General features: G+C 60.3%; 20 protein-coding genes. 9 read left to right on the top strand and 11 right to left on the bottom strand.

Going from position 1 to position 23584, the window contains the following annotated elements; all coding sequences use genetic code 11:
• Positions 1 to 34 precede the first annotated feature (34 nt).
• Entirely contained in the window at positions 35 to 2101 is a 2067-nt protein-coding gene (locus tag C4Q27_RS14670; protein WP_104886993.1) for an AsmA family protein, read from the bottom strand.
• A gap of 340 nt (positions 2102 to 2441) precedes the next feature.
• Here C4Q27_RS14670 and C4Q27_RS14660 point away from each other — a divergent pair, with 340 nt between their 5' ends.
• The 4 genes from C4Q27_RS14660 to C4Q27_RS14645 all read left to right on the top strand — a co-directional run bounded on the left by C4Q27_RS14660 (position 2442) and on the right by C4Q27_RS14645 (position 5159).
• Positions 2442 to 2894, top strand: a complete 453-nt coding sequence (locus C4Q27_RS14660; protein WP_104886992.1) for a phage infection protein — start codon at positions 2442 to 2444, stop codon at positions 2892 to 2894.
• Between the two features lie 122 nt (positions 2895 to 3016).
• Complete coding sequence (locus C4Q27_RS14655; protein WP_003249603.1) at positions 3017 to 3652, top strand: TetR family transcriptional regulator; 636 nt, start codon at positions 3017 to 3019, stop codon at positions 3650 to 3652.
• Between the two features lie 52 nt (positions 3653 to 3704).
• Positions 3705 to 4805 carry an AGE family epimerase/isomerase gene (locus tag C4Q27_RS14650; protein WP_104886991.1) on the top strand — a complete coding sequence of 367 codons (1101 nt, stop codon included), beginning with the start codon at positions 3705 to 3707 and terminating at the stop codon, positions 4803 to 4805.
• Positions 4806 to 4910: 105 nt separating this feature from the next.
• Entirely contained in the window at positions 4911 to 5159 is a 249-nt protein-coding gene (locus C4Q27_RS14645; protein WP_064492504.1) for a hypothetical protein, read from the top strand.
• Positions 5160 to 5207: 48 nt separating this feature from the next.
• Here C4Q27_RS14645 and C4Q27_RS14640 read toward each other — a convergent pair whose 3' ends face one another.
• The 6 genes from C4Q27_RS14640 to C4Q27_RS14615 all read right to left on the bottom strand — a co-directional run bounded on the left by C4Q27_RS14640 (position 5208) and on the right by C4Q27_RS14615 (position 11660).
• Positions 5208 to 5972 (bottom strand): SDR family oxidoreductase, encoded by a 765-nt coding sequence (locus C4Q27_RS14640; RefSeq protein WP_003249597.1) that lies wholly within the window; start codon positions 5970 to 5972, stop codon positions 5208 to 5210.
• Between the two features lie 593 nt (positions 5973 to 6565).
• Positions 6566 to 7282: an ABC transporter ATP-binding protein gene (locus C4Q27_RS14635; protein ID WP_004576969.1), complete on the bottom strand. Its 717-nt coding sequence runs from the start codon at positions 7280 to 7282 to the stop codon at positions 6566 to 6568.
• Entirely contained in the window at positions 7279 to 8154 is an 876-nt protein-coding gene (locus C4Q27_RS14630; RefSeq protein ID WP_010955466.1) for an ATP-binding cassette domain-containing protein, read from the bottom strand. The genes C4Q27_RS14635 and C4Q27_RS14630 overlap by 4 nt, the downstream gene beginning before the upstream one ends.
• The gene (gene livM, locus C4Q27_RS14625) at positions 8151 to 9452 is read right to left on the bottom strand and encodes a high-affinity branched-chain amino acid ABC transporter permease LivM (RefSeq protein ID WP_104886990.1); all 1302 of its coding nucleotides are present in this window, start codon (positions 9450 to 9452) and stop codon (positions 8151 to 8153) included. Before livM ends, C4Q27_RS14630 begins: the two co-directional genes overlap by 4 nt.
• A 2-nt stretch (positions 9453 to 9454) precedes the next feature.
• A complete protein-coding gene (locus C4Q27_RS14620) occupies positions 9455 to 10369 on the bottom strand; it encodes a branched-chain amino acid ABC transporter permease (RefSeq protein WP_003249590.1) in 915 nt (304 codons plus the stop codon).
• A gap of 154 nt (positions 10370 to 10523) precedes the next feature.
• The gene (locus tag C4Q27_RS14615; RefSeq protein ID WP_003249588.1) at positions 10524 to 11660 is read right to left on the bottom strand and encodes a branched-chain amino acid ABC transporter substrate-binding protein; all 1137 of its coding nucleotides are present in this window, start codon (positions 11658 to 11660) and stop codon (positions 10524 to 10526) included.
• 512 nt (positions 11661 to 12172) lie between these two features.
• Between C4Q27_RS14615 and pncB the strand changes: the two genes are divergently transcribed.
• Together pncB and nadE are read left to right on the top strand one after the other, a co-directional pair.
• Complete coding sequence (gene pncB, locus C4Q27_RS14605) at positions 12173 to 13378, top strand: nicotinate phosphoribosyltransferase (protein ID WP_049586710.1); 1206 nt, start codon at positions 12173 to 12175, stop codon at positions 13376 to 13378.
• Positions 13379 to 13381: 3 nt separating this feature from the next.
• The gene (nadE, locus tag C4Q27_RS14600; protein ID WP_104886988.1) at positions 13382 to 14209 is read left to right on the top strand and encodes an ammonia-dependent NAD(+) synthetase; all 828 of its coding nucleotides are present in this window, start codon (positions 13382 to 13384) and stop codon (positions 14207 to 14209) included.
• Between the two features lie 102 nt (positions 14210 to 14311).
• Here the strand turns inward: nadE and azu are convergent, their stop codons facing one another.
• A complete protein-coding gene (azu, locus tag C4Q27_RS14595) occupies positions 14312 to 14761 on the bottom strand; it encodes an azurin (RefSeq protein WP_003249580.1) in 450 nt (149 codons plus the stop codon).
• A 348-nt stretch (positions 14762 to 15109) separates the two neighbouring features.
• On the opposite strand from azu, the gene C4Q27_RS14590 reads away from it, so the two are divergent.
• On the top strand, positions 15110 to 15697 hold the full coding sequence (locus C4Q27_RS14590) for a TIGR00730 family Rossman fold protein (RefSeq protein WP_003249578.1): 588 nt from the start codon (positions 15110 to 15112) through the stop codon (positions 15695 to 15697).
• A 121-nt stretch (positions 15698 to 15818) separates the two neighbouring features.
• Here C4Q27_RS14590 and C4Q27_RS14585 read toward each other — a convergent pair whose 3' ends face one another.
• The gene (locus C4Q27_RS14585; protein ID WP_003249577.1) at positions 15819 to 18119 is read right to left on the bottom strand and encodes a YgiQ family radical SAM protein; all 2301 of its coding nucleotides are present in this window, start codon (positions 18117 to 18119) and stop codon (positions 15819 to 15821) included.
• Between the two features lie 284 nt (positions 18120 to 18403).
• Complete coding sequence (locus C4Q27_RS14580; RefSeq protein WP_019438726.1) at positions 18404 to 18619, bottom strand: DUF3077 domain-containing protein; 216 nt, start codon at positions 18617 to 18619, stop codon at positions 18404 to 18406.
• Positions 18620 to 19246: 627 nt separating this feature from the next.
• Here C4Q27_RS14580 and C4Q27_RS14570 point away from each other — a divergent pair.
• The gene (locus C4Q27_RS14570) at positions 19247 to 20401 is read left to right on the top strand and encodes a YcaO-like family protein (protein WP_081273240.1); all 1155 of its coding nucleotides are present in this window, start codon (positions 19247 to 19249) and stop codon (positions 20399 to 20401) included.
• A 1-nt stretch (position 20402) separates the two neighbouring features.
• Positions 20403 to 22058, top strand: a complete 1656-nt coding sequence (locus C4Q27_RS14565) for an ATP-binding cassette domain-containing protein (protein WP_104886987.1) — start codon at positions 20403 to 20405, stop codon at positions 22056 to 22058.
• 24 nt (positions 22059 to 22082) lie between these two features.
• Here the strand turns inward: C4Q27_RS14565 and dnaB are convergent, their stop codons facing one another.
• Positions 22083 to 23480: a replicative DNA helicase gene (dnaB, locus tag C4Q27_RS14560; RefSeq protein ID WP_010955472.1), complete on the bottom strand. Its 1398-nt coding sequence runs from the start codon at positions 23478 to 23480 to the stop codon at positions 22083 to 22085.
• Positions 23481 to 23584 lie beyond the last annotated feature (104 nt).

Below are 23584 nucleotides of genomic sequence, written 5' to 3'. Positions count from 1 at the left end.
GACACCCTCAAGGGGCCGCTTTAGCGGCCCCTTGCTATTTCCGCGCTTTCACCGCCGCCGGCGCCTTGCCTGCCTTCATCTGCTGCAACAACGGTGTGCACTGGTTCGGGTCATCCCCGCTGCTGGGCGCAATCAGCGCCAGCAACCCCGCCGCCGGCCCTGCCACCACCCCAAGCGCAACCATCCCTGCGCCACGCAACGCCAGCGGCACTGCCTGCACACCGGCGTTCGGCTTGGCGAACGGTCCGCGCACATACAGGGGGGAACGCAGCGAGAACAACCGCAGCCCTTTCGATTCCGGGGTGATGTTCAAATCCAGTTGCTCGGAAGCGAAATTCGCCGTGCCGTCGATGTAGATGATCGCGTTCTCTGTATCGAAGATGAACAGCCGCGTAGTCGCCAGGCCATCCTTGATGGCTACATCGGCTGCCGCACAGTTGATCTTCACGTCCTCATCACCAAACAGCTTGCCGACCACATAGTTGCCCACGTTCAACCCGGCGATTTCCATCAGGCTACGGCTGATGGCGCCATCGTTGATCAGCATGCGCAGGTCGCCATTGGCGGTACCCAGCAAGGCGGCTACCGAGTTGCCACGGCCGCTGATGTCGGCGTCGCCATTGAGCTCACCAAAGCTGGTCTGCATTGGCGCAAAGGTGGGGAACAGTTGCTTGAGCTTGAAGCCCCGCGCAGTCAACTTCGCGCGCCCCTGCAAGGGCACGCTTCGCCCGTCCAGGCGGATGTTGGAGGCCAGGCTGCCGCCGGCCACGCCAAAGCGCAGGGGCTCCAGGCGCAACAGGCCGTCTTCGAGCACCACATGGGCCGACAGGTCAGTGAACGGCAGTTGCGCGCTGTGCACGATGCGCTTGCCAGCAAAGGTGACATCAGCGTCCATTGCCCGCCAACGCTCGGTGCGAAACGCCTCCACTGGCAGCACCTTGCCTGCAGGCTGCTTGCTGGCACCGCCGCGGGCCTTCTGTTCGGCATTGGAGTCGGCACCGATCAGCGGCGCCAGGTCCTTGAACAGCAACTGGTTCGATACCAGGTTGCCGGACAGTCTTGGCCGTGGCTGGCTGGCAACGAAGGCCAGGTCCCCATGGATATCGCTGTCGCCGATCTTGCCGTTGAAGCCCTGGTAATTGAACGACGCCCCTTGCGCCGCCTGCAGGTTGGCGCGTAGGTGGCCGTCGGTGGAATAGGCCGGGGTGTCAGGCAAGGTGACGCCGGTCAATGGGTAGAGGTTGCCCAGGCTGGCACCCGACAAACGCAGGCGCAGGTCGAGGGCACCAAGGTTGCGCGGGTCGGTGAGGGTGCCGGCGAGCACCACATGGGTGTCGGCGATGCGCACGTCGGCCTGCAGCGGGAACGGCTGGCTGGCGTCCTGCAGGGCCAGCAGGCCACCGATCTTGCCGGTGCCGGACACTGGCTGGCCTTTGTAGCGGCCCTGGGCCTTGAGGCCGAAGGCATAGTCCTGCGCACCGCCGGCCTTCTCGGCGCTGGCCTTGCCGACAATTTCACTGAACGGGATTGGTTTGCCAAGCGGGTCGATCTGCACCTTCATGCTGGTTTTCAGGGTCTGGTCGTCGAAGCTGACGTTGCCTTGGTCAAAGCCGATGGCGCCGATGTCCAGCTGCCATTTGGAAGGTTCGGCGTTTTCATCCTTGGGGCCGAAGTCGAAGACCCAGTTGGCGCGGCCATCGGCCAGGCGAGTGAGGCTGGCAGTGGGCTTGGTGAGGTTGATGCGGGGTATGCTGATCTGCTGGAACACCAGCGGCAGCGGCGCCAGGCGAAACTCCACGCGCTCAAGGCCGACCATCTTCGGCTCCTTGAGCCACTCGGGGTTGCCCAGCGTCAGGTCTTCGGCAATGAAGTGCGGCCAAGGCACCCAGGCACGCCAACCGCCCTCTTCGGGCTCGGTACGCCAGTGCACGGCGAGGTTGCCGTTGATCGCGAAGGGCCGATGCAAGGCTTCGGAGACCTTCTCGTTGAGCAGTGGCTTGACGCGGTTCCAGTCGAAGGTGGCAATTACTACCACCAGGATCGCCAGCACGGTAAGCAGGCTGGCGAGGGTCCAGACGAGGATTCTGGCGGGACGCGTCATTGCGTAATTCTCCTTGCGGCATGACAGAAAACAGGCGCTGCGATGGCCTCAATAACTCCGACTGATGAAAACCCGTGAGGTTTTATCAATGGCGCCATGATAGCGAAGTTTTTCCTGGCCCTTTGCTCAGGAATGTGTCGCGCCAGACTGCACATGTTACCCACCGCCAACAGGGGCCGGTGGTTGCCTGAATGGCTGCAAGGTCCGGAATAGAGGCACTGCAACCCTCTATCAATATGGTCGATTGTTACCATTACCCGTATGAACTTCTCTCTGGCGTTACGCGGCGTAGCATTGGCTTCGTACCCACTTTACAGCCCCCGAGAGGAGCACCGAAATCATGAAACGCCATCTGCTGACCCTGGCCCTGTCCCTTCTGGCCGCCAACGCTTTCGCCCTGCCGGCGTCCGAGCAACACCTGACGTCCGAAGCGCGCTCCAGCGCAGCCGAAATCGCCCAGCCGCTGAACACCGTAGCTGAAGGCGGCTCCGATCGACTGATCGAACGTTCTGGCCGTGTTGCCGAAGGTGGCTCCGATCGCCTGATCGAACGTTCTGGCCGCGTTGCTGAAGGTGGCTCCGATCGCCTGATCGAACGTTCTGGCCGTGTTGCCGAAGGTGGCTCCGATCGCCTGATCGAACGTTCTGGCCGTGTTGCCGAAGGCGGCTCCGATCGTCTGATCGAACAAGCTGGCCGTGTTGCCGAAGGCGGCTCCGATCGTCTGATCGAACAAGCTGGCCGTGTCGCTGAAGGTGGCTCGGATCGCCTGGTTGAACTCAGCCGTGTGAGCTGATCGCCATGGCCGAAAAGAACAACTTCTGTCACAACGCTTGCTCCCCTCCAGGCCCGGTCCATTGACCGGGCTTTGTTTTTTTATCTAGAGTGCCCAGCCTGACCGTTACAGAAGCCCGCACCATGCTGCCGCGCGCCGAACAGAAGCTACAGACCCGTCAGGCCCTGCTCGATGCCGCCTGCCTGCTCATGGAGAGTGGCCGTGGTTTCGGCAGTATCAGCCTGCGCGAAGTGGCGAAAACCGCTGGCATCGTGCCGACCGGCTTCTATCGGCATTTCTCCGACATGGACGCCCTGGGCCTGGCACTTGTCGCCGAAATCGACACCACCTTCCGCCAGACCATCCGCCTGGTGCGCCAGAACGAATTCGAACTGGGCGGCATCACCGACGCCTCGGTGCGCATCTTCCTCGACGTGGTAGCCGCCCACCGCGCGCAGTTCCTGTTCCTGGCCCGCGAGCAGTACGGCGGTGCACAGGCCGTGCGCCAGGCCATTGCCCGCCTGCGCCAGGATATCAGCGACGACCTTGCCACCGACCTTGCGCGCATGAAGCGCTGGCAACACCTGGACAGCGCCGCGCTTGCGGTGATGGCCGACCTGGTGGTGAAGACCGTGTTCGCCACCCTGCCCGAGCTTATCGACAACCCGGAAGCGGGTTATCCACAGGCCCTGACGCCGCAGGAAAAGATCACCCAGCAATTGCGCTTCATCTTTGTCGGGGCGCGGCATTGGCAGGGGCTCGGCAACCCAGGCTACTGAAAACCCCACTTCTGCTACCATGGCGCCCTGCCCGACAGCGACGAGCGCCCAAATGTCCGACCCCCGCCCCACCCTGCCCGAACTGGCCCGCTTCAACCAGCACTTCGCCGAACGCATCGTGCCGCTGTGGCAAGGCCCGGGCTGGAACGCCGACATGGCCCTGCCCTACGAAGCGCTGGACGCCCAGCACCAACCGTTGCCGGTGCAGCGCTACCGGGCCATGGCCTGTGCACGCCAGCTGTACGTGTTCAGCAGCCGTATCGGCCAACCGGGCGCCGCCGAACGCGCCGCAGCCCTGTTTCGCTCGCTGCAAAAGCACTTCCACGATGCCGAGCACGGGGGCTGGTTCTACAGCATCGACGCCCACGGCAAGCCGCTGGACCGGCGCAAGGACCTGTATACCCACGCCTTCATCGTGTTCGCCTGCGCGCACTACTGGGGCAAAGTGCGCGAAAACCTGGTGGAGTCCACGTTGAATGCCGCGCTGGACATCATCGACCAGCAGTTCGCCCGTGACGATGGCCTGTACGAAGCCTGCCTGGGCGAAGACTGGGCCAACCTCGGCAGTGGCCCGCTGCAGAATCCGCAGATGCACCTGGCCGAAGCGTTCCTGCAGGTACTGGCTGTGCGTGACGACGAACATGTCCGCCAGTCGCTGCTGCAATTGTGTCAGGCGCTCGAGGCGCATTTCATTGAACCGGCCCATGGCCTGATGCTGGAAAAGCCACGCGGGGCTGTGGATAACTGGTTCGAGCCTGGGCACCAGTTCGAGTGGTTCTATCTGCTGCATACCTCCCCGCTGCTGCGTGACACGCCGCTGCATGCGTCGATAGACCGGGCCTTCGGCTTTGCCGAGCAATTCGGGGTGAAGGATGCGGCCGTACTGGCCATGCTGAATGTGGATGGCCGGGTGCTTGATGCCTCCCAGCGTATCTGGGCGCAGGCCGAGTACCTGCGGGCGCTTACATTGCGTGAAGGCAGTGAAGCAAAGCTCGCGGGGCAGTTAGGCGCCCTTTCAGCGCGGTTCCTGCGTGACGCCGGCTGGTATGAGTGCCGAGGGGGTGACGGCGCGGTGAGCAGGGATGACATGCCATCGACCACGCCTTATCACTTGGCTACCTGCCTGGAAGGGCTGAATCAGGCGAACTTCTGACTGTCCATACAACGAACCTGTCAGGGGTGAGCGTTTCCCTCTGCCGGAAGCATCTCCCCACGCCTATGTTGGTGCTCCTTTCTCGAACGTTCAGGAGTAACCAACATGGAAGCAGAAGCCTTCAAGGCATTTGTCGAAGAGCAGATCAACCGAGCGGCACAGAAGATAATCGATCACGGCCACCGCTATGACGAGCACTCCCATGGCAAACTCAGCTACCTGCTAAGCCTGCGCCGTGTCATCAATTGCAAAGCAACGGCCGAGGACATGGGCCGGCATGACGCCATCAACGATGTCCTTCAAGCGTTAGGCATCATCCCTAAAGAAAGAACCGGCTTTTACTATATCAACTGAGCGATGCGTTGCTCCGCGAACCGGATCTTTCCGGTTCGCGCCTCGTGCTTAGCCTTTTGATCGGTCGATCGAGAACCCTGCCCAGTCCTGGCTCACCGGCATCAGTTCAAGGCTGTTGATATTGATGTGCGCCGGCTGGTTGAGGATCCAGAAGATGGTCTCGGCAATATCCTGTGGCTGAATCGGCTCCGCACCCGCGTAGGTAGCATCGTACTTGGCCTGGTCACCCCCGAAGCGCACCAGCGAGAACTCGCTCTCGCACAGGCCCGGCTCGATGTTGCTCACACGCACGCCGGTACCGCGCAGGTCGCAACGCAGGCTCAGCGAGAACTGGCCGACGAAGGCCTTGGTGCCGCCATACACGTTGCTGCCCGGGTACGGATAGTTGCCCGCCACCGACCCGACGTTCAGGATCGACGCGCCGCGGCCATGGGCGATGAGCCGTGGCAGCAGCAGGCGAGTGGTGTACATCAGGCCCTTGATGTTGGTGTCGACCATGGTTTCCCAGTCGTCCAGGCTGCAGTTCTGCGCAGCATCCACACCCAGTGCCAAGCCGGCGTTGTTGACCAGACCGCGAATCTTTTCAAAGCCGGCCGGCAGATTGGCAATAGCCTGCTCCATGGCCTTGCGGTCACGCACGTCCAGCACCAGGCCATGCACTTCGGTCTTGGCCGACAGTTCAGCGCACAGGGCATCCAGGCGCTCTTTGCGGCGCCCAGTGAGTACCAGCTTCCAGCCGGCTTCTGCGAAGCGGCGGGCGGTGGCCTCGCCGAAACCGGAAGTCGCGCCAGTGATGAATACGGTGGACGTCATGCTGTGTTCCTCACGGTAGGTTGTCATGGCAGCTTTGCAGCATGCCCGCGCCTAGCCTTGGCAGCAAGCCGTTCAGGGGCTGTTCATTTTTTGTTCATATTCTGCAAACCCTTGCGGCAGAGGGCTCGCCGCCAGGTATACGCATGTTATCCACAAGGCTTTCCCCACGGATTGGGGGCAACTTGTCCACTGCACGGAACCCTTTCAGCAGGTTGTGGTCGGTGGATATCTTGGCGATGATGGCGCAAGGCTTTCAAACATGCCGCCTGCAGCGGTCTGTCCAAGGTTTTTACACAGAGTTATCCACAGGATTGGCACTGCACTTGAAGCGCACGCAGAGATTTTGAAAGCTTGGGAAAATCATCCACAACGGGGATATGAACAAAAAATGATCAAATCGCTACAGGGCTTGATACTCAAGGCCTTGAGCGATATGCCACCATGTTTTCCACAGGCGGCTCCACACTATCCGTGGAAAAGAGTTGGCCTGTGGAAACAATGGCTTGCGAAGGAATATGGGTGTGTTTAGGGAGAAGGGAACGACAAGTTTTCCACATTGAGAAGGGGGCTGCATCGCAGCCCCTGCATACAACTCAGTGCCCGCCCAGATAAGCGTTACGCACTTCCTCATTGACCAACAGTTCCTGCCCGGTCCCGGTCATGCGAATCTGCCCGTTGACCATCACATAGGCCCGGTCCGACAGTTTCAGCGCATGGTTGGCGTTCTGCTCCACTAGGAAGATGGTCATCCCGGTCTTGGCCAGCTCTCGCAAAGTCGAGAAGATCTGCTTGACCACGATCGGCGCCAGCCCCAGCGAGGGCTCGTCCAGCAACAGCAACTTCGGCCGGCTCATCAGCGCCCGGGCAATCGCCAGCATTTGCTGCTCGCCACCGGACATGGTCATGGCCCGCTGGTTACGCCGCTCCTTCAACCGCGGGAACAGCTCGTACATACGCTGCATGTCTTCGTCGGCATGCTTGTCGCCGATGGGGATGGTACCCATCATCAGGTTTTCCTCGACGGTCATGTCGGGAAACACCCGGCGCCCCTCCGGCGACTGGGCAATGCCGTTGGAGGCGATGTAGTGCGAGGATTTGCGGGTAATGTCGGTGCCGCGGTACACGATATGCCCGGATGCCGCCCGCGGCTGGCCGAAAATCGACATCAGCAGGGTCGACTTGCCGGCACCGTTGGCGCCGATCAGGCTTACCGTCTCGCCCTCGTTGATGTGCATCGAGACTTTCTTCAGTGCCTGGATCGGCCCATAGAACACGTCCAGGTCTTTCAGCTCGAGAATGGGTGCACTCATACCAGTTCCTCTTCGTCTGCACCCAGGTAGGCGGCAATCACCGTCGGGTTGTGGCGGATGTCCTGCGGCGCACCTTCGGCAATCACGTTGCCGTGGTCCAGCACCACGATATGGTCGGAGATGCTCATGACCATGCCCATGTCGTGCTCGATCAGCACCACAGTGATGTCGTGCTCGTCACGCAGCACACGGATCATGCGGCTGAGTGCCTCGGTTTCCTGCGGGTTAAGGCCCGCCGCCGGTTCGTCCAGGCAGATGATCTTCGGCCGCGTGCACATGGCCCGGGCGATTTCCAGACGCCGCTGCTGGCCGTACGACAGCTCGCCGGCCAGGCGGTTGGCGCAATCAACCAGGTCCACCACTTCCAGCCAGTAGAAGGCGTGGTCCAGTGCATCGCTTTCGGCCTTGCGGTAGGCCTTGGTGTTGAGCACCCCGGCCAGCAAGTTGCGGTTGACCCACATGTGCTGGGCCACCAGCAGGTTCTCCACCACCGACATTTCCTTGAACAGGCGAATGTTCTGGAAGGTGCGCGCCAGGCCGGCGCGATTGACCAGGTGGGTACCGCCGAACATCTTGTAGTACATACGGTTGGCAAAGCGCGCAGGCGACACGAAGTCGGCCGCCTGGAAGCGTTCGCCGAGCAGTTGGATGACGTTGGTGTGGCTGCCGCGCACGTTCAGTTCGATACGTCCGCCACTGGCCTTGTAAAAGCCGGTCAGGCAGTTGAACACCGTGGTCTTGCCGGCGCCGTTGGGGCCGATCAGGGCAAAGATCTGGTTGCGCCGGACCTTCAGGCTGACGTCGCTGAGCGCCTTGATGCCACCGAACTGCATCATCAGGTTGTCGACCGAGAGAATGATATCGTCGCTCATGGCGCCACTCCTTTACGTGGGGTCACACCGGTACGGCTGATACGGATCAGCCCACGCGGTCGCCAGATCATCATCAGCACCATCAGCACGCCGAACAGCAGCACCCGGTACTCGGAGAAGCTGCGCAGCAGTTCCGGCGCCACGGTCAGCACGAACGCCGCGATGACCACACCCACGGTAGAGCCCATGCCACCCAGCACGACGATGGCGAGGATCAGCGCCGACTCGAAGAATGTGAATGACGACGGGTTGACGAAGCCCTGGTAGGTGGCGAAGAACACCCCCGCCAGACCGGCAGTCGAGGCGCCCAGGGTAAAGGCCGACAGCTTGACCAGCACGTGGTTCAGGCCCATCGAACGGCAGGCGATCTCGTCTTCGCGCAGCGCTTCCCAGGCCCGGCCGACCGGCATGCGAGTCAGGCGATGCTTGATGTACAGCACTGCCAGCACGACCAAGAACAGCACCGCGTAGATGAACACGAACTTGAGGCTGGCGTTGTACTCGAAGCCGAAGAACTCGTGGATAGGCACCCCGCCATCCTTGGCCCGGCGGCCGAACTCAAGGCCGAAGAAGGTGGGTGAAGGTGCCGGCATGCCGTTGGGGCCACCGGTGAACGATAGCCAGTTGTTCAGCACCAGGCGGATGATCTCGCCAAAGCCCAGCGTCACGATCGCCAGGTAGTCACCGTGCATGCGCAACACCGGGAAGCCGAGGATGCACCCCGCCAGCGCCGCAGCGATGGCCGCCAGCGGCAGCACGCTCCAGAAGCCCAGCCCCAGGTACTGGTAACCCAGCGCCAGGCCGTAGGCACCGATGGCATAGAACGCCACGTAACCCAGGTCGAGCAGGCCGGCCAGGCCGACCACGATGTTCAGTCCAAGGCCCAGCAATACGTAGATCAGGCCGAGGATGACCACGGTTAGCAGGTACTTGTTGGCGAAGATCGGGAAAACGATGGCAATCACGATCAGCGCGGGGATGATGTAACGCAGGCGCGACTTGTAGTCCGGTGCGGTCACATGCACGCCCGAGCCACCGCTGTCGAAGCCCAGGAGCATGCGCTGCCCGGGGGCAGTCTGCAGGAACAGGCTGAGCAGGAAGCGCCCCACCATCACACCGCCGACCAGCCAGGCCACGCGGCGCGGCTCGGCATTGAAGGTGTAGCCGTCGAGCACCACACCAACGACCGGGCCAAACACGATAAGTGCCAGCAGGCCAGCGACAATGGTCTCCAGCAGGCTGCGTTTAAGGTCGAAACCCTTGGTTTCGCTAACAGAGGCAGTTTTGGCAACGGACATGTTCACACCTTAGCCACGAGCGGGCGACCCAGCAGGCCTTGTGGGCGGAAGATAAGGATCATCACCAGCAGCGAGAAGCTGAACACATCCTTGTAGTCGGAGTTGATCAGGCCTGAGAACAGCGACTCGGAAATACCCAGGATGATCCCGCCGAGCATGGCCCCCGGCAGCGAGCCGATACCCCCGAGCACTGCGGCAGTGAACGCCTTGATACCGATGATGAAGCCGGCGTAGAAGTCGAAGGTGCCGTAGTTCATGGTGATGAGCACGCCGGCCAGGGCGGCCATCACTGCACCGATGACGAACACGTAGGAAATCACCCGGTCGGTGTTGATACCCAGGATCGAGGCCATCTTGCGGTCTTGCTGGGTAGCACGGCACATGCGGCCGAGCTTGGTGTACTTGATCACGTAGGTCAGCAGGCCCATGCCGACAAAGGCCGCCACCAGGATGAAGATCTTGGTATATGTCAGTTGCACGAAGCCGGACCCGACTTCGACACGCATGGCGCCTTCCAGCAGGGTTGGCACGCCTTGCTGGCGGGCGCCCTGGCTGATCTGTGCATAGTTCTGCAGGATCAGCGAAATGCCGATGGCACTGATCAGCGGTGCCAGGCGGGTAGAGTTACGCAGCGGTTTGTAGGCGATGCGCTCGATGGTGAAACCATAAACGCCGGTGACGACGATGGTGAACAACAAGGTGCCCAGCATCAGCAGGGGGAACGATTCGACACCGAAGTAAGCCAGCAATGCCAGGCTGATCGCCGCGAGGTAAGCGGAGATCATGTACACCTCGCCGTGCGCGAAGTTGATCATGCCGATAATGCCATAGACCATTGTGTAGCCGATGGCGATCAGGCCATAGACCGACCCGAGGGTCAGGCCGTTGACCAGTTGCTGCAGGAAAATACCATCCATAACGCAATCTCACCTGATTGAGATTGCACGAGCGCCGACCACGGCGCGGGCCACCTGTGCGGGGCCCTCGCAGCGCAGAACTGTGCAGATCTACGAATAAAGACAGGTACCGCGGGGCTTGGGCCCGAGCAACCGCCCGGGCCGCGGGCCGTTGTTATTTTTGTTTTTCCAGCTGGTGGTATTTACCGGTCTTGTCCCACTGGTAGACCACGTAGTCGGAGACGGTCAGGTCGCCCTTGCTGTCCCACTTCTTCTCACCCATGACGGTCTGCACCGGGTTGGCCTTGAGCCACTTGGCAGCGTCCTCGCCCTTGTTCGACTTCGCGCCATTGAAAGCGGCAGCCAGAGCCTGCAGCGAAGCGTAGGCGTACAGGGTGTAGCCCTCAGGTTCGGTGCCGGCCTTGCGGAACTCCTCCACCACCGCCTTGCTGTCTGGCAGCAGGCGCGGGTCGGCACCGAAGGTCATGTACACGCCGTCAACGTATTGCGCGCCGCCGGCGGTAGACACCAGTTCGTCGGTGACGATGCCATCATCGGACATGAACTTGACGTCTTTCAGGCCCTGCTCGCGCAGCTGGCGTACCAGCGGGCCGGCTTCCGGGTGCAGGCCGCCGAAGTAGACCACGTCGGCACCGGTAGAGCGGATCTTGGTGACCACCGCGCTGAAGTCTTTCTCGCCACGGGTCAGGCCTTCGTACAGCACAGGCTTCACGCCGCGTTTTTCCAGCTGCGCCTTGGTCGCGTCGGCCAGGCCCTGACCGTAGGTGTCCTTGTCGTGCAACACCGCGACCTTCTTGCCCTTGAGCACGTCGACGATGTAATCGCCAGCGACGATACCCTGCTGGTCGTCACGGCCGCACATGCGGAACATGGCGCTCAGGCCGCGCTCAGTGACCTGTGGGTTGGTGGAGCCTGGGGTGATGGCGATCACGCCCGCCTCGTCATATACCTCGGAGGCCGGGATCGTGTTGGAAGAACAGAAGTGGCCCACCACGCCAATCACCTTGTCCTGATCGACCAGGCGGTTGGCCACGGCCACGGCTTGCTTCGGCTCACAGGCGTCATCGCCTTTGACCAGGACGATTTTCTCGCCATTCACGCCACCGGCGGCGTTGATCTTGTCGGCCGCTGCCTGCGCACCTTTCATGTACTGCTCGCCAAACGCTGCGTTTGCCCCGGTCATGGGGCCCGCTACACCGATCTTGACGTCGGCCTGAACATACGAAGAAACACCCAGTGCCGTAGCTACGGCCAGAGCCAGGAAACCTTTCTTGTAAAACGTCTGCGACATGAGGTGGTGCTCCTAGAGTTTTTTTGGTTGGCACTACAACTTCTCAGCCCGGTACTCAGAGCAAGGGCCGTGCCATCGGTTTTGTCTTCCGGGAAAACACACTGTGAAGGGTGCCTGCAGGCGACGGGCGGCCTTTTCTTTATTGAGCGTGCAACCGTCTGCCACGCGGCAGGCGCCACCACACGTACAGACAAGGAGCAACCGTCGAGTGCCATCATTGCAACCCTGGCAAGTGTTTACGTGCAACCGCCCTGTAACAGCGGACGTCACCGAACTGCACACCGCTGGTGCGCGACTGCTACAGGCGGCACCGTTTCAAGGCTAGCTGGTGCACGGAAAAACACCTCTGTTTTGGCTGTTTCGGCCTTCTCACGGGCACGCCAGCTCCCACAATAGGAGCAGGTCCCCGCACCGTGTAGGAGCGGGCTTGCCCACGAAGAGGCCGGAACAGCCGCATAAGGTGGAAAAGGCTGGCACAATGTCCGCCAATCGCCGCTTCCGGAGCCCCCTTGATGAGCGAAAGCGCATTCGCCGAGCGCATCGTGCACAACCTGCTCGACACCGACTTCTACAAACTCACCATGATGCAGGGTGTGCTGCACAACTACCCGGACGCCGACGTCGAATGGGAATTCCGCTGCCGCAACGGTGAGGACCTGCGCCCCTACCTCGGCGAAATTCGCAATCAGCTCGAACGGCTTGCCGACCTCACCCTGGACGATGGCCAGCTGGCCTTCCTCGAACGCATCAGCTTCCTCAAGCCCGACTTTTTACGCTTTCTGCGCCTGTTCCGCTTCAATCTGCGTTACGTGCACGTCGGCATCGAAAATGATCAGCTGTTCCTGCGCCTGAAAGGTCCGTGGCTGCATGTGATCCTGTTCGAAGTGCCGCTGCTGGCCATCATCAGCGAAGTACGCAACCGCAATCTGCACCCGCACATGCGCCTGGCCGAGGCGCGGGATCAGTTGTACCGCAAGTTCGACTGGCTGCGTGCGCATGCCAGCGACGACGAGCTGGCCGAACTGCAGGTGGCCGACTTCGGCACCCGCCGGCGCTTTTCCAGCCGCGTGCAGGAGGAAGTGGCAAGGGTGCTGCGCGACGACTTCCCCGGCCGTTTTGTCGGCACCAGCAACGTCGACCTGGCATGGAAACTGGATATCAAGCCGCTGGGCACCATGGCCCACGAGTGGATCATGGCCCACCAGCAGCTCGGCCCACGGCTGATCGACAGCCAGATCGCTGCGCTGGACTGCTGGGTACGCGAGTACCGCGGCCTGCTCGGCATCGCCCTGACCGACTGCATCACCATGGATGCCTTCCTCGGCGATTTCGACCTGTACTTCGCCAAGCTGTTCGACGGCCTGCGCCATGATTCGGGCGAGCCGGTAGCCTGGGCGGAGAAGGCCATTGCCCATTACCAGAAACTGGGTATCGACCCGATGACCAAGACGCTGGTGTTTTCCGACGGCCTCAACCTGACCCGCTCGCTGGAAATTTTCCGCGCCCTGCGCGGACGCATCAACGTCAGCTTTGGCATCGGCACCAACCTGACCTGCGACATCCCAGGTGTGGCACCCATGAACATCGTGCTTAAAATGACCGACTGCAACGGCGCGCCGGTGGCCAAGATCTCTGATGAAGCCGCCAAGACCCAGTGCCGCGACGAGAACTTCGTCGCCTACATGCGTCACGTATTCAAAGTCCCCAGCAAGGAGTAACCCATGCAAGCGGTTCAGCAAGAGATTGCCCAGGCGCTGAAGGTACAGCCGCCGTTCGCCGACGCGGCAGCGCTCGAGGCCGAAGTCGCCCGGCGGGTGGCGTTCATCAAGGACTGCCTGGCCAACGCTCGACTCAAGACCTTGGTGCTGGGCATCAGCGGTGGCGTCGACTCACTGACTGCCGCCCTGCTCGCCCAGCGTGCCATCAACGAGCTGCGCGCCGAGACCGGCGACAAGGCCTACACCTTCATTGCCGTGCGCCTGCCGTACCAGGTACAGCATGACGAGCATGACGCCCAGGCATGCCTGGACGTGATCAAGGCAGATGAAGTTCACACGGTGGATATCGCCCCGTCAGTGCGTGCATTGGCAGCTGAAGTGGTGGCATTGAAGAACGGCTCGCCGACGTTGGTGGACTTCGTGGTGGGCAACGTCAAGGCACGCACCCGGATGGTCGCCCAGTACACCATCGCTGGCGCCCGTGCAGGTCTGGTGATCGGTACCGACCACGCAGCCGAGGCAGTAATGGGCTTCTTTACCAAGTTTGGTGATGGTGCCTGCGACCTGGCGCCGCTGAGTGGGCTGGTGAAGAATCAGGTGCGGGCGATAGCGCGCAGCTTCGGTGCGCCGGAGGCACTGGTGGAGAAGGTGCCAACGGCCGACCTGGAAGACCTGGAGCCGGGCAAGCCGGACGAGGCGTCACATGGCGTGACCTACGCGCAGATCGATGCCTTCCTGCATGGGCAGCCGGTTGACCAGGCAGCGTTCGACATCATCGTCGCCACCTATCGCAAGACCCAGCACAAGCGCGAACTGCCGTTCGCCCCTTGATAAGTGGCCTGCAGGAGCGGGTTCACCCGCGAATACGATGGTGAACCCACCGCCGCATTCGCGGGTGAACCCGCTCCTACAGGGTTCGCCGTCAGCCTTTGATTACTTGACGATGACCTTGCCTTTCATCATCGAGATGTGGCCCGGGAAGGTGCAGAAGAAGCTGTAGTCACCACCGGCTTCCAGCTTGGAAGTGTCGAACTTCACTTCGGTTTCTTTCTCAGGCGCGCCGATCATCTTGGTGTGGGCGATGATCGCGGCGTTGTCAGCCTTCAGGTAGTCCTTATCCAGACCCTGACTCATGCCTTCGGTGGCAATGGCCTGCATATCGGCAGTCTTGCTGATCACCAGGTTGTGGCCCATGACGTTCTTCGGCAGGTTGCCGGAGTGGGTCAGTTTGACGGTGAATTCCTTGCAGCTCTTGTCGACAGTGAATTCCTTGCTGGTGTAGGACATCTGGTCAGTCGAGTCGACAGTGACCGAGCACTCGGCGGCGAAGACAGAAGCGCTGGCGAGGGTCAGCAGAGATACCGCTACAGCTTTCGCAAACATCATGAATCTCCTTGGCAGGGTTTTATCAATTGCGAGACTGCCTGAAACCGTTCAGCCCCTTGCTGATATGGGTCAAGGGGGCGTCAAGAGGCCAGCCAGTAGAATTGTTCAATGGATTGTATACAACAAATCTAAGGGCACATCATGCCCTTTTATTGGACGATGAGACAACCTCTCATTTAGGAGCAATACCAAATGCCCATCTCCAACTTCCTCAATAGCCTGCTCGCCGCCTACGCCCACGGGGCCACAGGAGCCATCTGCGAATTCTCCCGGCCAGAATGAACCGGCCTTGGAAGTGACCGGCATGCGCCGTAACCTGTGCGCCTCAGTGACAGGAGATGAGCAATGCCCGTACGTTCCGTTTGTGTGTTCTGCGGCGCCAGCATGGGCGCCAACCCTGCCTACCGTGAAGCAGCCGTCGCGCTGGGCCAGGCCATTGCCCGCCGTGGCTTGACCCTGGTGTATGGCGGTGGCGCGGTCGGCTTGATGGGTGTGGTGGCCGACGCGGCCATGGCGGCCGGTGGCGAAGTGGTCGGGATCATCCCGCAGAGCCTGCTGGACGCTGAAGTCGGCCACAAGGGCCTGACCCGCCTGGAAGTGGTGGATGGCATGCATGCGCGCAAGGCCCGCATGGCCGAGCTGAGCGATGCCTTCATTGCCTTGCCGGGTGGGCTGGGTACGCTGGAGGAACTGTTCGAAGTGTGGACCTGGGGGCAGCTGGGCTATCACGCCAAGCCGCTCGGGCTACTGGATGTGAACGGCTTCTACGACAAGCTGGGCGGGTTCCTCGACCATATCGTCGAAGAAGGTTTCGTGCGCCCGCAACACCGGGCGATGTTGCTGCTGGGGCAGCAGCCGGACGAGCTGCTGGACGGGATGGACAGCTTTGTGGCGCCGGTCGCGCCTAAGTGGGTCGACAAGCAGCCTGATTGACCCAGATGGATGGGCCGAACACTGACCCTGTAGGAGCGGGTTCACCCGCGAATCGATAGTGGATCTACCGACGCATTCGCGGGTGAACCCGCTCCCACAGGGCTCTATGTAGCCTTCAAGATCAGCGGGGAATGACAGGCTGACGCGGCTTCTTGTTGCCCTTGCCACCCTTGCTCGCCTCTTTGCGCTCCTTGGCAGCCTGCTGGTTACGCGCAAACGCCTCGGCCTTGGCCTTCTCGCGCTTGTCCCACGGCTTGCTGCCATCGCTGCCACGCGGCGGCAGGCCGGTGTGCTGGGTCAGGATCTTCTGGTCCTTGCCCACCTTGTGGCTCCCCGCCGGGGTCGAGTTCTTGCGGCGCGCGCTCTGGTAGCTGTCGGTCTGCGGCTGGTGCGCCGGAATCAGCTGGTGCTTGCCCGGCCCGATCAGGTCGGCGCGGCCCATTCGCTGCAGCGCTTCACGCAGCATCGGCCAGCCCTTCGGGTCGTGATAGCGCAAGAACGCCTTGTGCAGACGGCGTTGCTCGTCGCTCTTGACGATCTCCACCCCTTCGCTCTTGTAGGTCACCTTGCGCAGCGGGTTCTTGCCTGAGTGGTACATGGCCGTGGCCGAGGCCATTGGCGACGGGTAGAACGCCTGTACCTGGTCGGCGCGGAAGCCGTTGCCCTTCAGCCACAGGGCCAGGTTCATCATGTCTTCGTCGGTGGTACCGGGGTGCGCGGCAATGAAGTACGGGATCAGGTACTGCTCCTTACCCGCTTCTTTCGAGAACTTCTCGAACATGCGCTTGAAGCGGTCGTAGGTGCCGATACCCGGCTTCATCATCTTGTCCAGCGGGCCACGCTCGGTGTGCTCCGGGGCAATCTTCAGGTAGCCGCCAACGTGGTGGGTGACCAGTTCCTTGACGTACTCCGGCGATTCCACTGCCAGGTCGTAGCGCAGGCCGGAAGCAATCAGGATCTTTTTCACACCCGGCAAGGCACGGGCCTTGCGGTACAGCTCGATCAACGAGCTGTGGTCGGTATTGAGGTTTTCGCAGATGCCCGGGAACACGCACGACGGTTTGCGGCAGTGCTTTTCGATCTCGGGGCTTTTGCAGGCGATGCGGTACATGTTGGCAGTCGGCCCGCCAAGGTCCGAGACCACGCCGGTGAAGCCCGGCACCTTGTCACGCATCTCTTCGATTTCGTGCAGGATCGACTCGTGCGAGCGGTTCTGGATGATGCGGCCTTCGTGCTCGGTGATCGAGCAGAAGGTACAGCCACCGAAGCAGCCACGCATGATGTTCACCGAGAAACGGATCATCTCGTAGGCCGGGATGCGCTCCTTGCCATAGGCCGGGTGCGGCACACGGGCGTAAGGCATGCCGAACACGTAGTCCATTTCCTCGGTGCTCATGGGGATGGGTGGCGGGTTGAACCACACATCCACTTCACCATGCTTCTGCACCAGCGCGCGGGCGTTGCCCGGGTTGGTCTCCAGGTGCAGCACGCGGTTGGCATGGGCATAGAGCACAGGGTCGTTACGCACCTTTTCGAACGATGGCAGGCGGATCACCGACTTTTCCCGGGTCACGGCCGGGCTGTCGAGAATCTGCACCACCTTGGCTTCGTTCGGGTCTTCCTGGTCGCCCTTGGCCTGTTCGATGGCGCAGGCCTGGGTGTCCTGGGTGTTCACGTACGGGTTGATGATCTTGTCGACGCGCCCCGGGCGGTCGATACGGGTGGAGTCGATCTCGTACCAGCCCTGCGGGGTATCGCGGCGCACGAAGGCGGTGCCGCGTACGTCGGTGATGGTCTCGATCTTCTCACCGTTGGACAGGCGCTGGGCCACCTCGACCACCGCACGCTCGGCGTTGCCGAACAGCAGGATGTCCGCGCTGGCGTCGATCAGGATCGAGTGACGAACCTTGTCCTGCCAGTAGTCGTAGTGGGCGATGCGGCGCAGCGAAGCCTCGATGCCGCCGAGCACGATCGGCACATGCTTGTAGGCCTCCTTGCAGCGCTGGCTGTACACCAGGCTGGCACGGTCCGGACGGCTGCCGGCCAGACCACCCGGGGTGTAGGCATCGTCGGAACGGATCTTCTTGTCCGCGGTGTAGCGGTTGATCATCGAGTCCATGTTACCGGCGGCCACGCCGAAGAACAGGTTCGGTTCGCCGAGCTTCATGAAGTCGTCTTTTGACTGCCAGTTCGGCTGGGCGATGATGCCCACGCGGAAGCCCTGGGCCTCCAGCAGACGGCCAATGATGGCCATGCCGAACGACGGATGGTCGACGTAGGCATCACCGGTCACGATGATGATGTCGCAGGAATCCCAGCCGAGCAGATCCATCTCCTCCCTGCTCATTGGCAGGAAAGGTGCTGGCCCGAAGCATTCGGCCCAGTACTTGGGATAGTCGTAGAGTGGTTTGGCTGCTTGCATGTCAGTGACCGGTTCTGGTGTGCAGGGAAATCGCGGGCGCGGAATATAGCACAAATTTTGACCAAATCCGACTGGATTCGTGGGGATTGGTGGGCGGGGCGACGGTTGGGGGATGGACGTGGCAGGTGGTTGGCTTGAGGGGTGTAGTGGGGTTGCCAGGTGTTCGACAGAATCCTTGCAGCGCCTGTGAGATCAAGCGCCGCGCGGGCGGCGCTCGATCTCATAGGCGCTGAAACTGTTGCGGCGAACTCCTGGCGGCCTTCATGCAACCTGAAGCCAACCCCTCACTGCCTCATCCACAGCTCAGCATCATCCATCAGCGCCTTGGCCATCGCACTCAGGTAATGGGCAGCCCAGATCATCATCGGCTTCTCATCCATCAACCCGGTGATGGTCAGTTCGCGCACATAGCCCATCAACTCCGAAGACTGCTCGCGGGCGTCTCTACACTGGATCCCGGGCTCGATGCGGAACAACGGGTGGGGTAAACCCGCTCCCACAGGTACGGTGCAACTCTTGAAGCCTATGGTGAACCTGTAGGAGCGGGTTCACCCGCGAAAGGGCCAGCCCAGGCAATCAACGAAGCCTTACAGCAGGCCCCTGCCCCTGCATCGGGTTGTCTTCAAGAAAAGGGGGATCGTGGGGTGGATCGGGGCAAGGCGATTACTCACAGGAAAACCTGAGCCTGCTTAGACCGATGGCGATCGCGCCCCCTGCTGAGCGATCGCAATTCCTTCAGATTTTTACTGAATGTTTAGCCTATCCAACCCTGAGAAAGTGCTAACCAGCTAATTATTGGTGCTTTTTTCTTTATCTATTAAGAATTGTAGGAATCAACCTTCTAGTCTTAGTAAAAAATCCTACATTAACTTTCCTCAACAAATCCCGAGAAGATCTTGAACCCCAAAAAAAACAAGTGCTACAACAGTGACGCGCTGAAAGGCGCACTCAAACCAACTCTATAGGAGCATTAGCCATGGGACGTCGTCGTTCTGAAGTCCACACTCTGCAGATCCCACGCGTGATGAACTACACATTCACCGAGTCCGAGGTTGAATTTCTCAACCTTCTGTAAGTGACAAACCAGAAGGGGCTTAGCCCCTTCTGGCTCTACCAAGGAGCAGAACATGATCACCGAACGCGAGCTGAACATAGAAGAGGCCTACAACCGGCTGACAAGGCTGCATCATCACTTAGGGCTTCAATCGAAAACAGCACTATCAAAAAAGAGTAGCCTGGTCGCCACATGCCACTTATACGACAGCGCCTACAAAGAAGTTTCTTGCGGGGCAGGAAAAGGGGAACATTGCGAACTAGGAGCCCTTGCCGAGAGCCTAGAGCATTACTTCGTCGACAAGAGCACTCCACCACTCATCGAAAGCGACCAAATTTTGCAATCGATAGCCCCATTTGACGATTGGCTCCTAAAATCCATTCCCCCGGATTGCCGAATACCTTATTTCAGTCTTCAGGCATTGAACAGCTACGACGAAATAGCCATTCCCGCGATATTGATAGCACCTTCCTCCAGAAACATTGATGAAATCGAAAAAACTGCAGCGGGCTTTCTTTCCAAATATTCGACTAACTCTGGTACAGCACTTGGCTGCACGGAGAACGAGGCTCTGCTCCACGCCATCAATGAAACTATCGAACGTCACGCACTTTCTATGTACTACCTATCACTTTGTGGCCTGACTTCCCCACCCAAACTTTACCAACCTTCGAGTTCTTTTCTGGAAGAAACATTTGCCCATGATACCGAGCTTCTCCGCCGAGCCAAAAAACTAGAAATATACTTGACGCACGACTTCTACGAAGTTCCATTTTGCATTGCTGTTTCTCGTAGTAAAAAAGAAGGCTCACTCAGCAGCATTGGCTCCGGCAGCTCCATCAACCCCTCCATTGCAATGTACCGCGCCGTAACGGAACAGATTCAGTGCGAGCAGCTTTCTGGGGCCACAGAAAAACAAGAAGATCTCTCTGCTGAAAAAATGCTTACTCATTCAACCCGCCTTTCAGCACTTATACACCCATGCCCCACATATGCTGTACCCGCTTTTCACCCTCCGCATACCGATCTCAGCGTGCGCGGGCAAGTCAAGCGAACACTGATCAACTTGGAAAAACATAATAAGGTCGCATTCTATCGCACACTTTATGAGCACCCGAATCTCGCTACGGTTGTTCAGGTGTTCATACCCGGACTTGAACGCTTCCACCTGATCAGATCAGGTATTCCAGTCGCGCCACAGAGTGCACTCAAAGGCATAAGGCAATGACATGCAAATCTATAGAGGAATTCTCGCCGCCCTCGGCGCGACACTGCTCCTGAAAATCGCGACCGTCGTACCTGCTCTAGTCTTGGCCGACATCATTGACAACCTGGCCACCTCAGCCGCGTCTTCCCAGCTTCTGCTAGGAGCCTTCATATGCCTTGTCGCATTACAAGCCTCAATGACCCCTCTACAAGCCTGGTGCCTGGCGCGGCTTTGCCAGGAACGCGTGAAGCAACTTTCCATCCGCTGGTGCCGCGAATTGCTGGACAAGCGCTTCGAGGCCTATGGACAACTCCATGGCGGAACACTGGTAAAAGTACTGGATAGGGGCATTACCGCACAGGAGCGGTGGTTAGGCTTTCTGATTGGCTCGGCATGGCCGGTGCTAGCCGAAGCTGCAGTGCTGATAACGCTCTTCGCTTACCTGGGGGCTACTTCGGTATTGATCGGCCTCATCCCTTTGAGCCTGGCCTACCTGTGGGCCAACGATCGCCTGGTGCGCTGGCGCCGGCCACATATCGAGGCAGTGAACGCGCGCGAGGATGAACTGGCGGAACAATGGGTCGATACCTTCGCCAGCGCGGCAACGGTCAAACTGGAAAAGGCCGAGGATGCCGCAATGCTCCCGGTCAACCAGACACTTTCGCACTATGCCGACTCAGCAGTGCAGGTAGCTCACAGTGGGGGTTGGATTCAGAGCCTGCGCACCCTGTTCATAGGCCTGGGCAGTGGCGGTTTGCTCATGTGGGGTATCCATGATCAGGCTCTGGCAACACCGCAATTGAGCCTGGGCGAGCTGGTTGCTCTCTTCACCTTGGTGAGCGGATTGCTGGCAGGGGTTGCGCAACTTGCTGAGGCCTGGCGATTGCTAGACCAGTTTCGGCTAGACAAACGCAAACTCGAACACTGGCTCCAGCTCCCCTCGTTCGGCCCAGCATGCACTACTGAGGCGAAGTCCCAAGACAAGGACGCTGGCCTAAGCATCGCCCCGTGCCAGTTGAGCGCTCGAGATACTGTACAACTTCACATCGAAGAACCCTTGGTACTGCACAAAGGAGAACGGGTCGCACTGATCGGGCCCAGCGGATGTGGTAAATCGACACTTCTGCATACGCTGGCGGGAACGATATTCCCGTTGCGCAAGAATGTGCAGCTGCACGGCAGGTGCCTGGCGTCGCTCGACGCTAGTGAACAATTCAGTCGATTACGACTCTGCCCTCAGGATGCGCATTTCATACCCGGCCCCCTGCCCCGCGCGGTGCTGTTCGAGCAAGCTCATGATCGCGCTCAAATCGAACGATGGCTTGAACGGTTGGGCCTGAGCAAAGACTGGTACGAACTTGATCTGGATGCACGCGCAGAATCGATATCGGGCGGCGAAGCACGCAGGCTGACGCTGCTACGCCTTCTTAATCAGCCTGGGGAATTCAATTTCTTTGACGAACCCACAGCCGGGCTCGATGCCGCGTCGGCAGAGCGTACCTGGGACCTGTTGTTCGAAGCACTTAAAGGGCGAGGGCTGATTTGCGTGACGCATGATCAGAGCGCACTGTCGCGGTTTGACCGGGTGATCACCCTGAGCGAGGGGCGGATCATCAGCCAAGGGCAAACGAACATCGCTCAGATTTCAGAGCTAGCAGGCGCACCACAAACCTTGTAGGAGCGGCCTTGCTAGCTCAATGGGTTATTCATCATCATCAAAGTTGTACATCCCCGGCGCCAAGTTCTCGAACCGGGTGTACTTGCCGATAAACGCCAAACGCACGAAGCCGATGGGGCCGTTACGCTGTTTGCCGATGATGATTTCCGCCACGCCCTTGTGCTCGGTCTCGGGGTGGTACACCTCGTCGCGGTACACGAACATGATCACGTCGGCGTCCTGCTCGATTGCACCGGATTCACGCAAGTCGGAGTTCACCGGGCGTTTGTTCGGGCGCTGTTCCAGCGAGCGGTTCAGCTGCGAAAGGGCAATGACCGGGCAGTTGAATTCCTTGGCCAGGGCCTTGAGCGAGCGGGAAATCTCGGAAATTTCGTTGGTACGGTTGTCACCGGCCGACCCCGGAATCTGCATCAGCTGCAGGTAGTCGACCATGATCATGGCGATCTCGCCATGCTCACGGGCCAGGCGGCGGGTACGCGCGCGCATTTCCGAGGGGCTGATACCCGCTGTATCGTCGATGAACAATTTTCGGTCGTTGAGCAGGTTCACTGCCGAGGTCAGGCGCGGCCAGTCGTCGTCATCCAGCTGGCCGGAACGGACCTTGGTCTGGTCGATACGACCCAGAGACGAGAGCATACGCATGATCAGCGACTCACCTGGCATCTCGAGGGAGAACACCAGCACCGCCTTGTCGGTCCGCAGTACGGCGTTTTCCACCAGGTTCATGGCGAAGGTGGTCTTACCCATCGACGGACGGCCGGCGACGATGATCAAGTCTGCCGCCTGCAGGCCGCTGGTCTTCTCGTCCAGGTCGGTGTACCCGGTGGAGATACCGGTGATGTCACTGTCGGAGTTGAACAGCGTATCGATGCGGTCGATGGCCATGGTCAACAGCTCGTTGACGCCCACCGGGCCGCCGGTTTTAGGCCGCGCCTCGGCGATCTGGAAGATCTGCCGTTCGGCATCGTCGAGAATTTCGGCAGCGTTGCGCCCCTGCGGGTTGAACGCGTTGTCGGCGATGTCGGTACTGATGCTGATCAGCTGGCGCAACGTGGCCCGCTCACGAATGATCGCGGCGTAGGCCTTGATGTTGGCCACCGAAGGGGTGTTCTTTGCCAGCTCGGCCAGGTAGGCCAAGCCGCCGACTTGCGAGGACAGGCCTTCCTTGTCCAACTGCTCGTGCAGGGTCACCACGTCGAATGGCTGGTTGGCGTCGGCCAACTTGTGCACAGCGCGGAAGATCAGCCGGTGGTCATGTCGGTAGAAGTCGCCGTCCGACACCTGGTCCAGCACCCGCTCCCAGGCATTGTTGTCCAGCATCAGGCCACCGAGCACGGCCTGTTCGGCCTCGATGGAATGCGGCGGTACCTTCAGGGCTGCGGTTTGCAGGTCAAGCTGTTCGGAGGTGGTGATCTCGTTCATGGCCACGAAAGAATTCTGGAGGATGAAAAAGACAAAGGGCACGGCCTGTCGAAAACAGGACCGTGCCCGATGTTAACCGCCTGACTCGCAAGGAGCCAGCCAGT

It is taken from the genome of Pseudomonas sp. SWI36, from assembly GCF_002948105.1.
GTDB classification, from domain to species: Bacteria; Pseudomonadota; Gammaproteobacteria; order Pseudomonadales; family Pseudomonadaceae; genus Aquipseudomonas; species Aquipseudomonas alloputida.
This window is presented reverse-complemented; position numbering and strand designations above follow the sequence as displayed.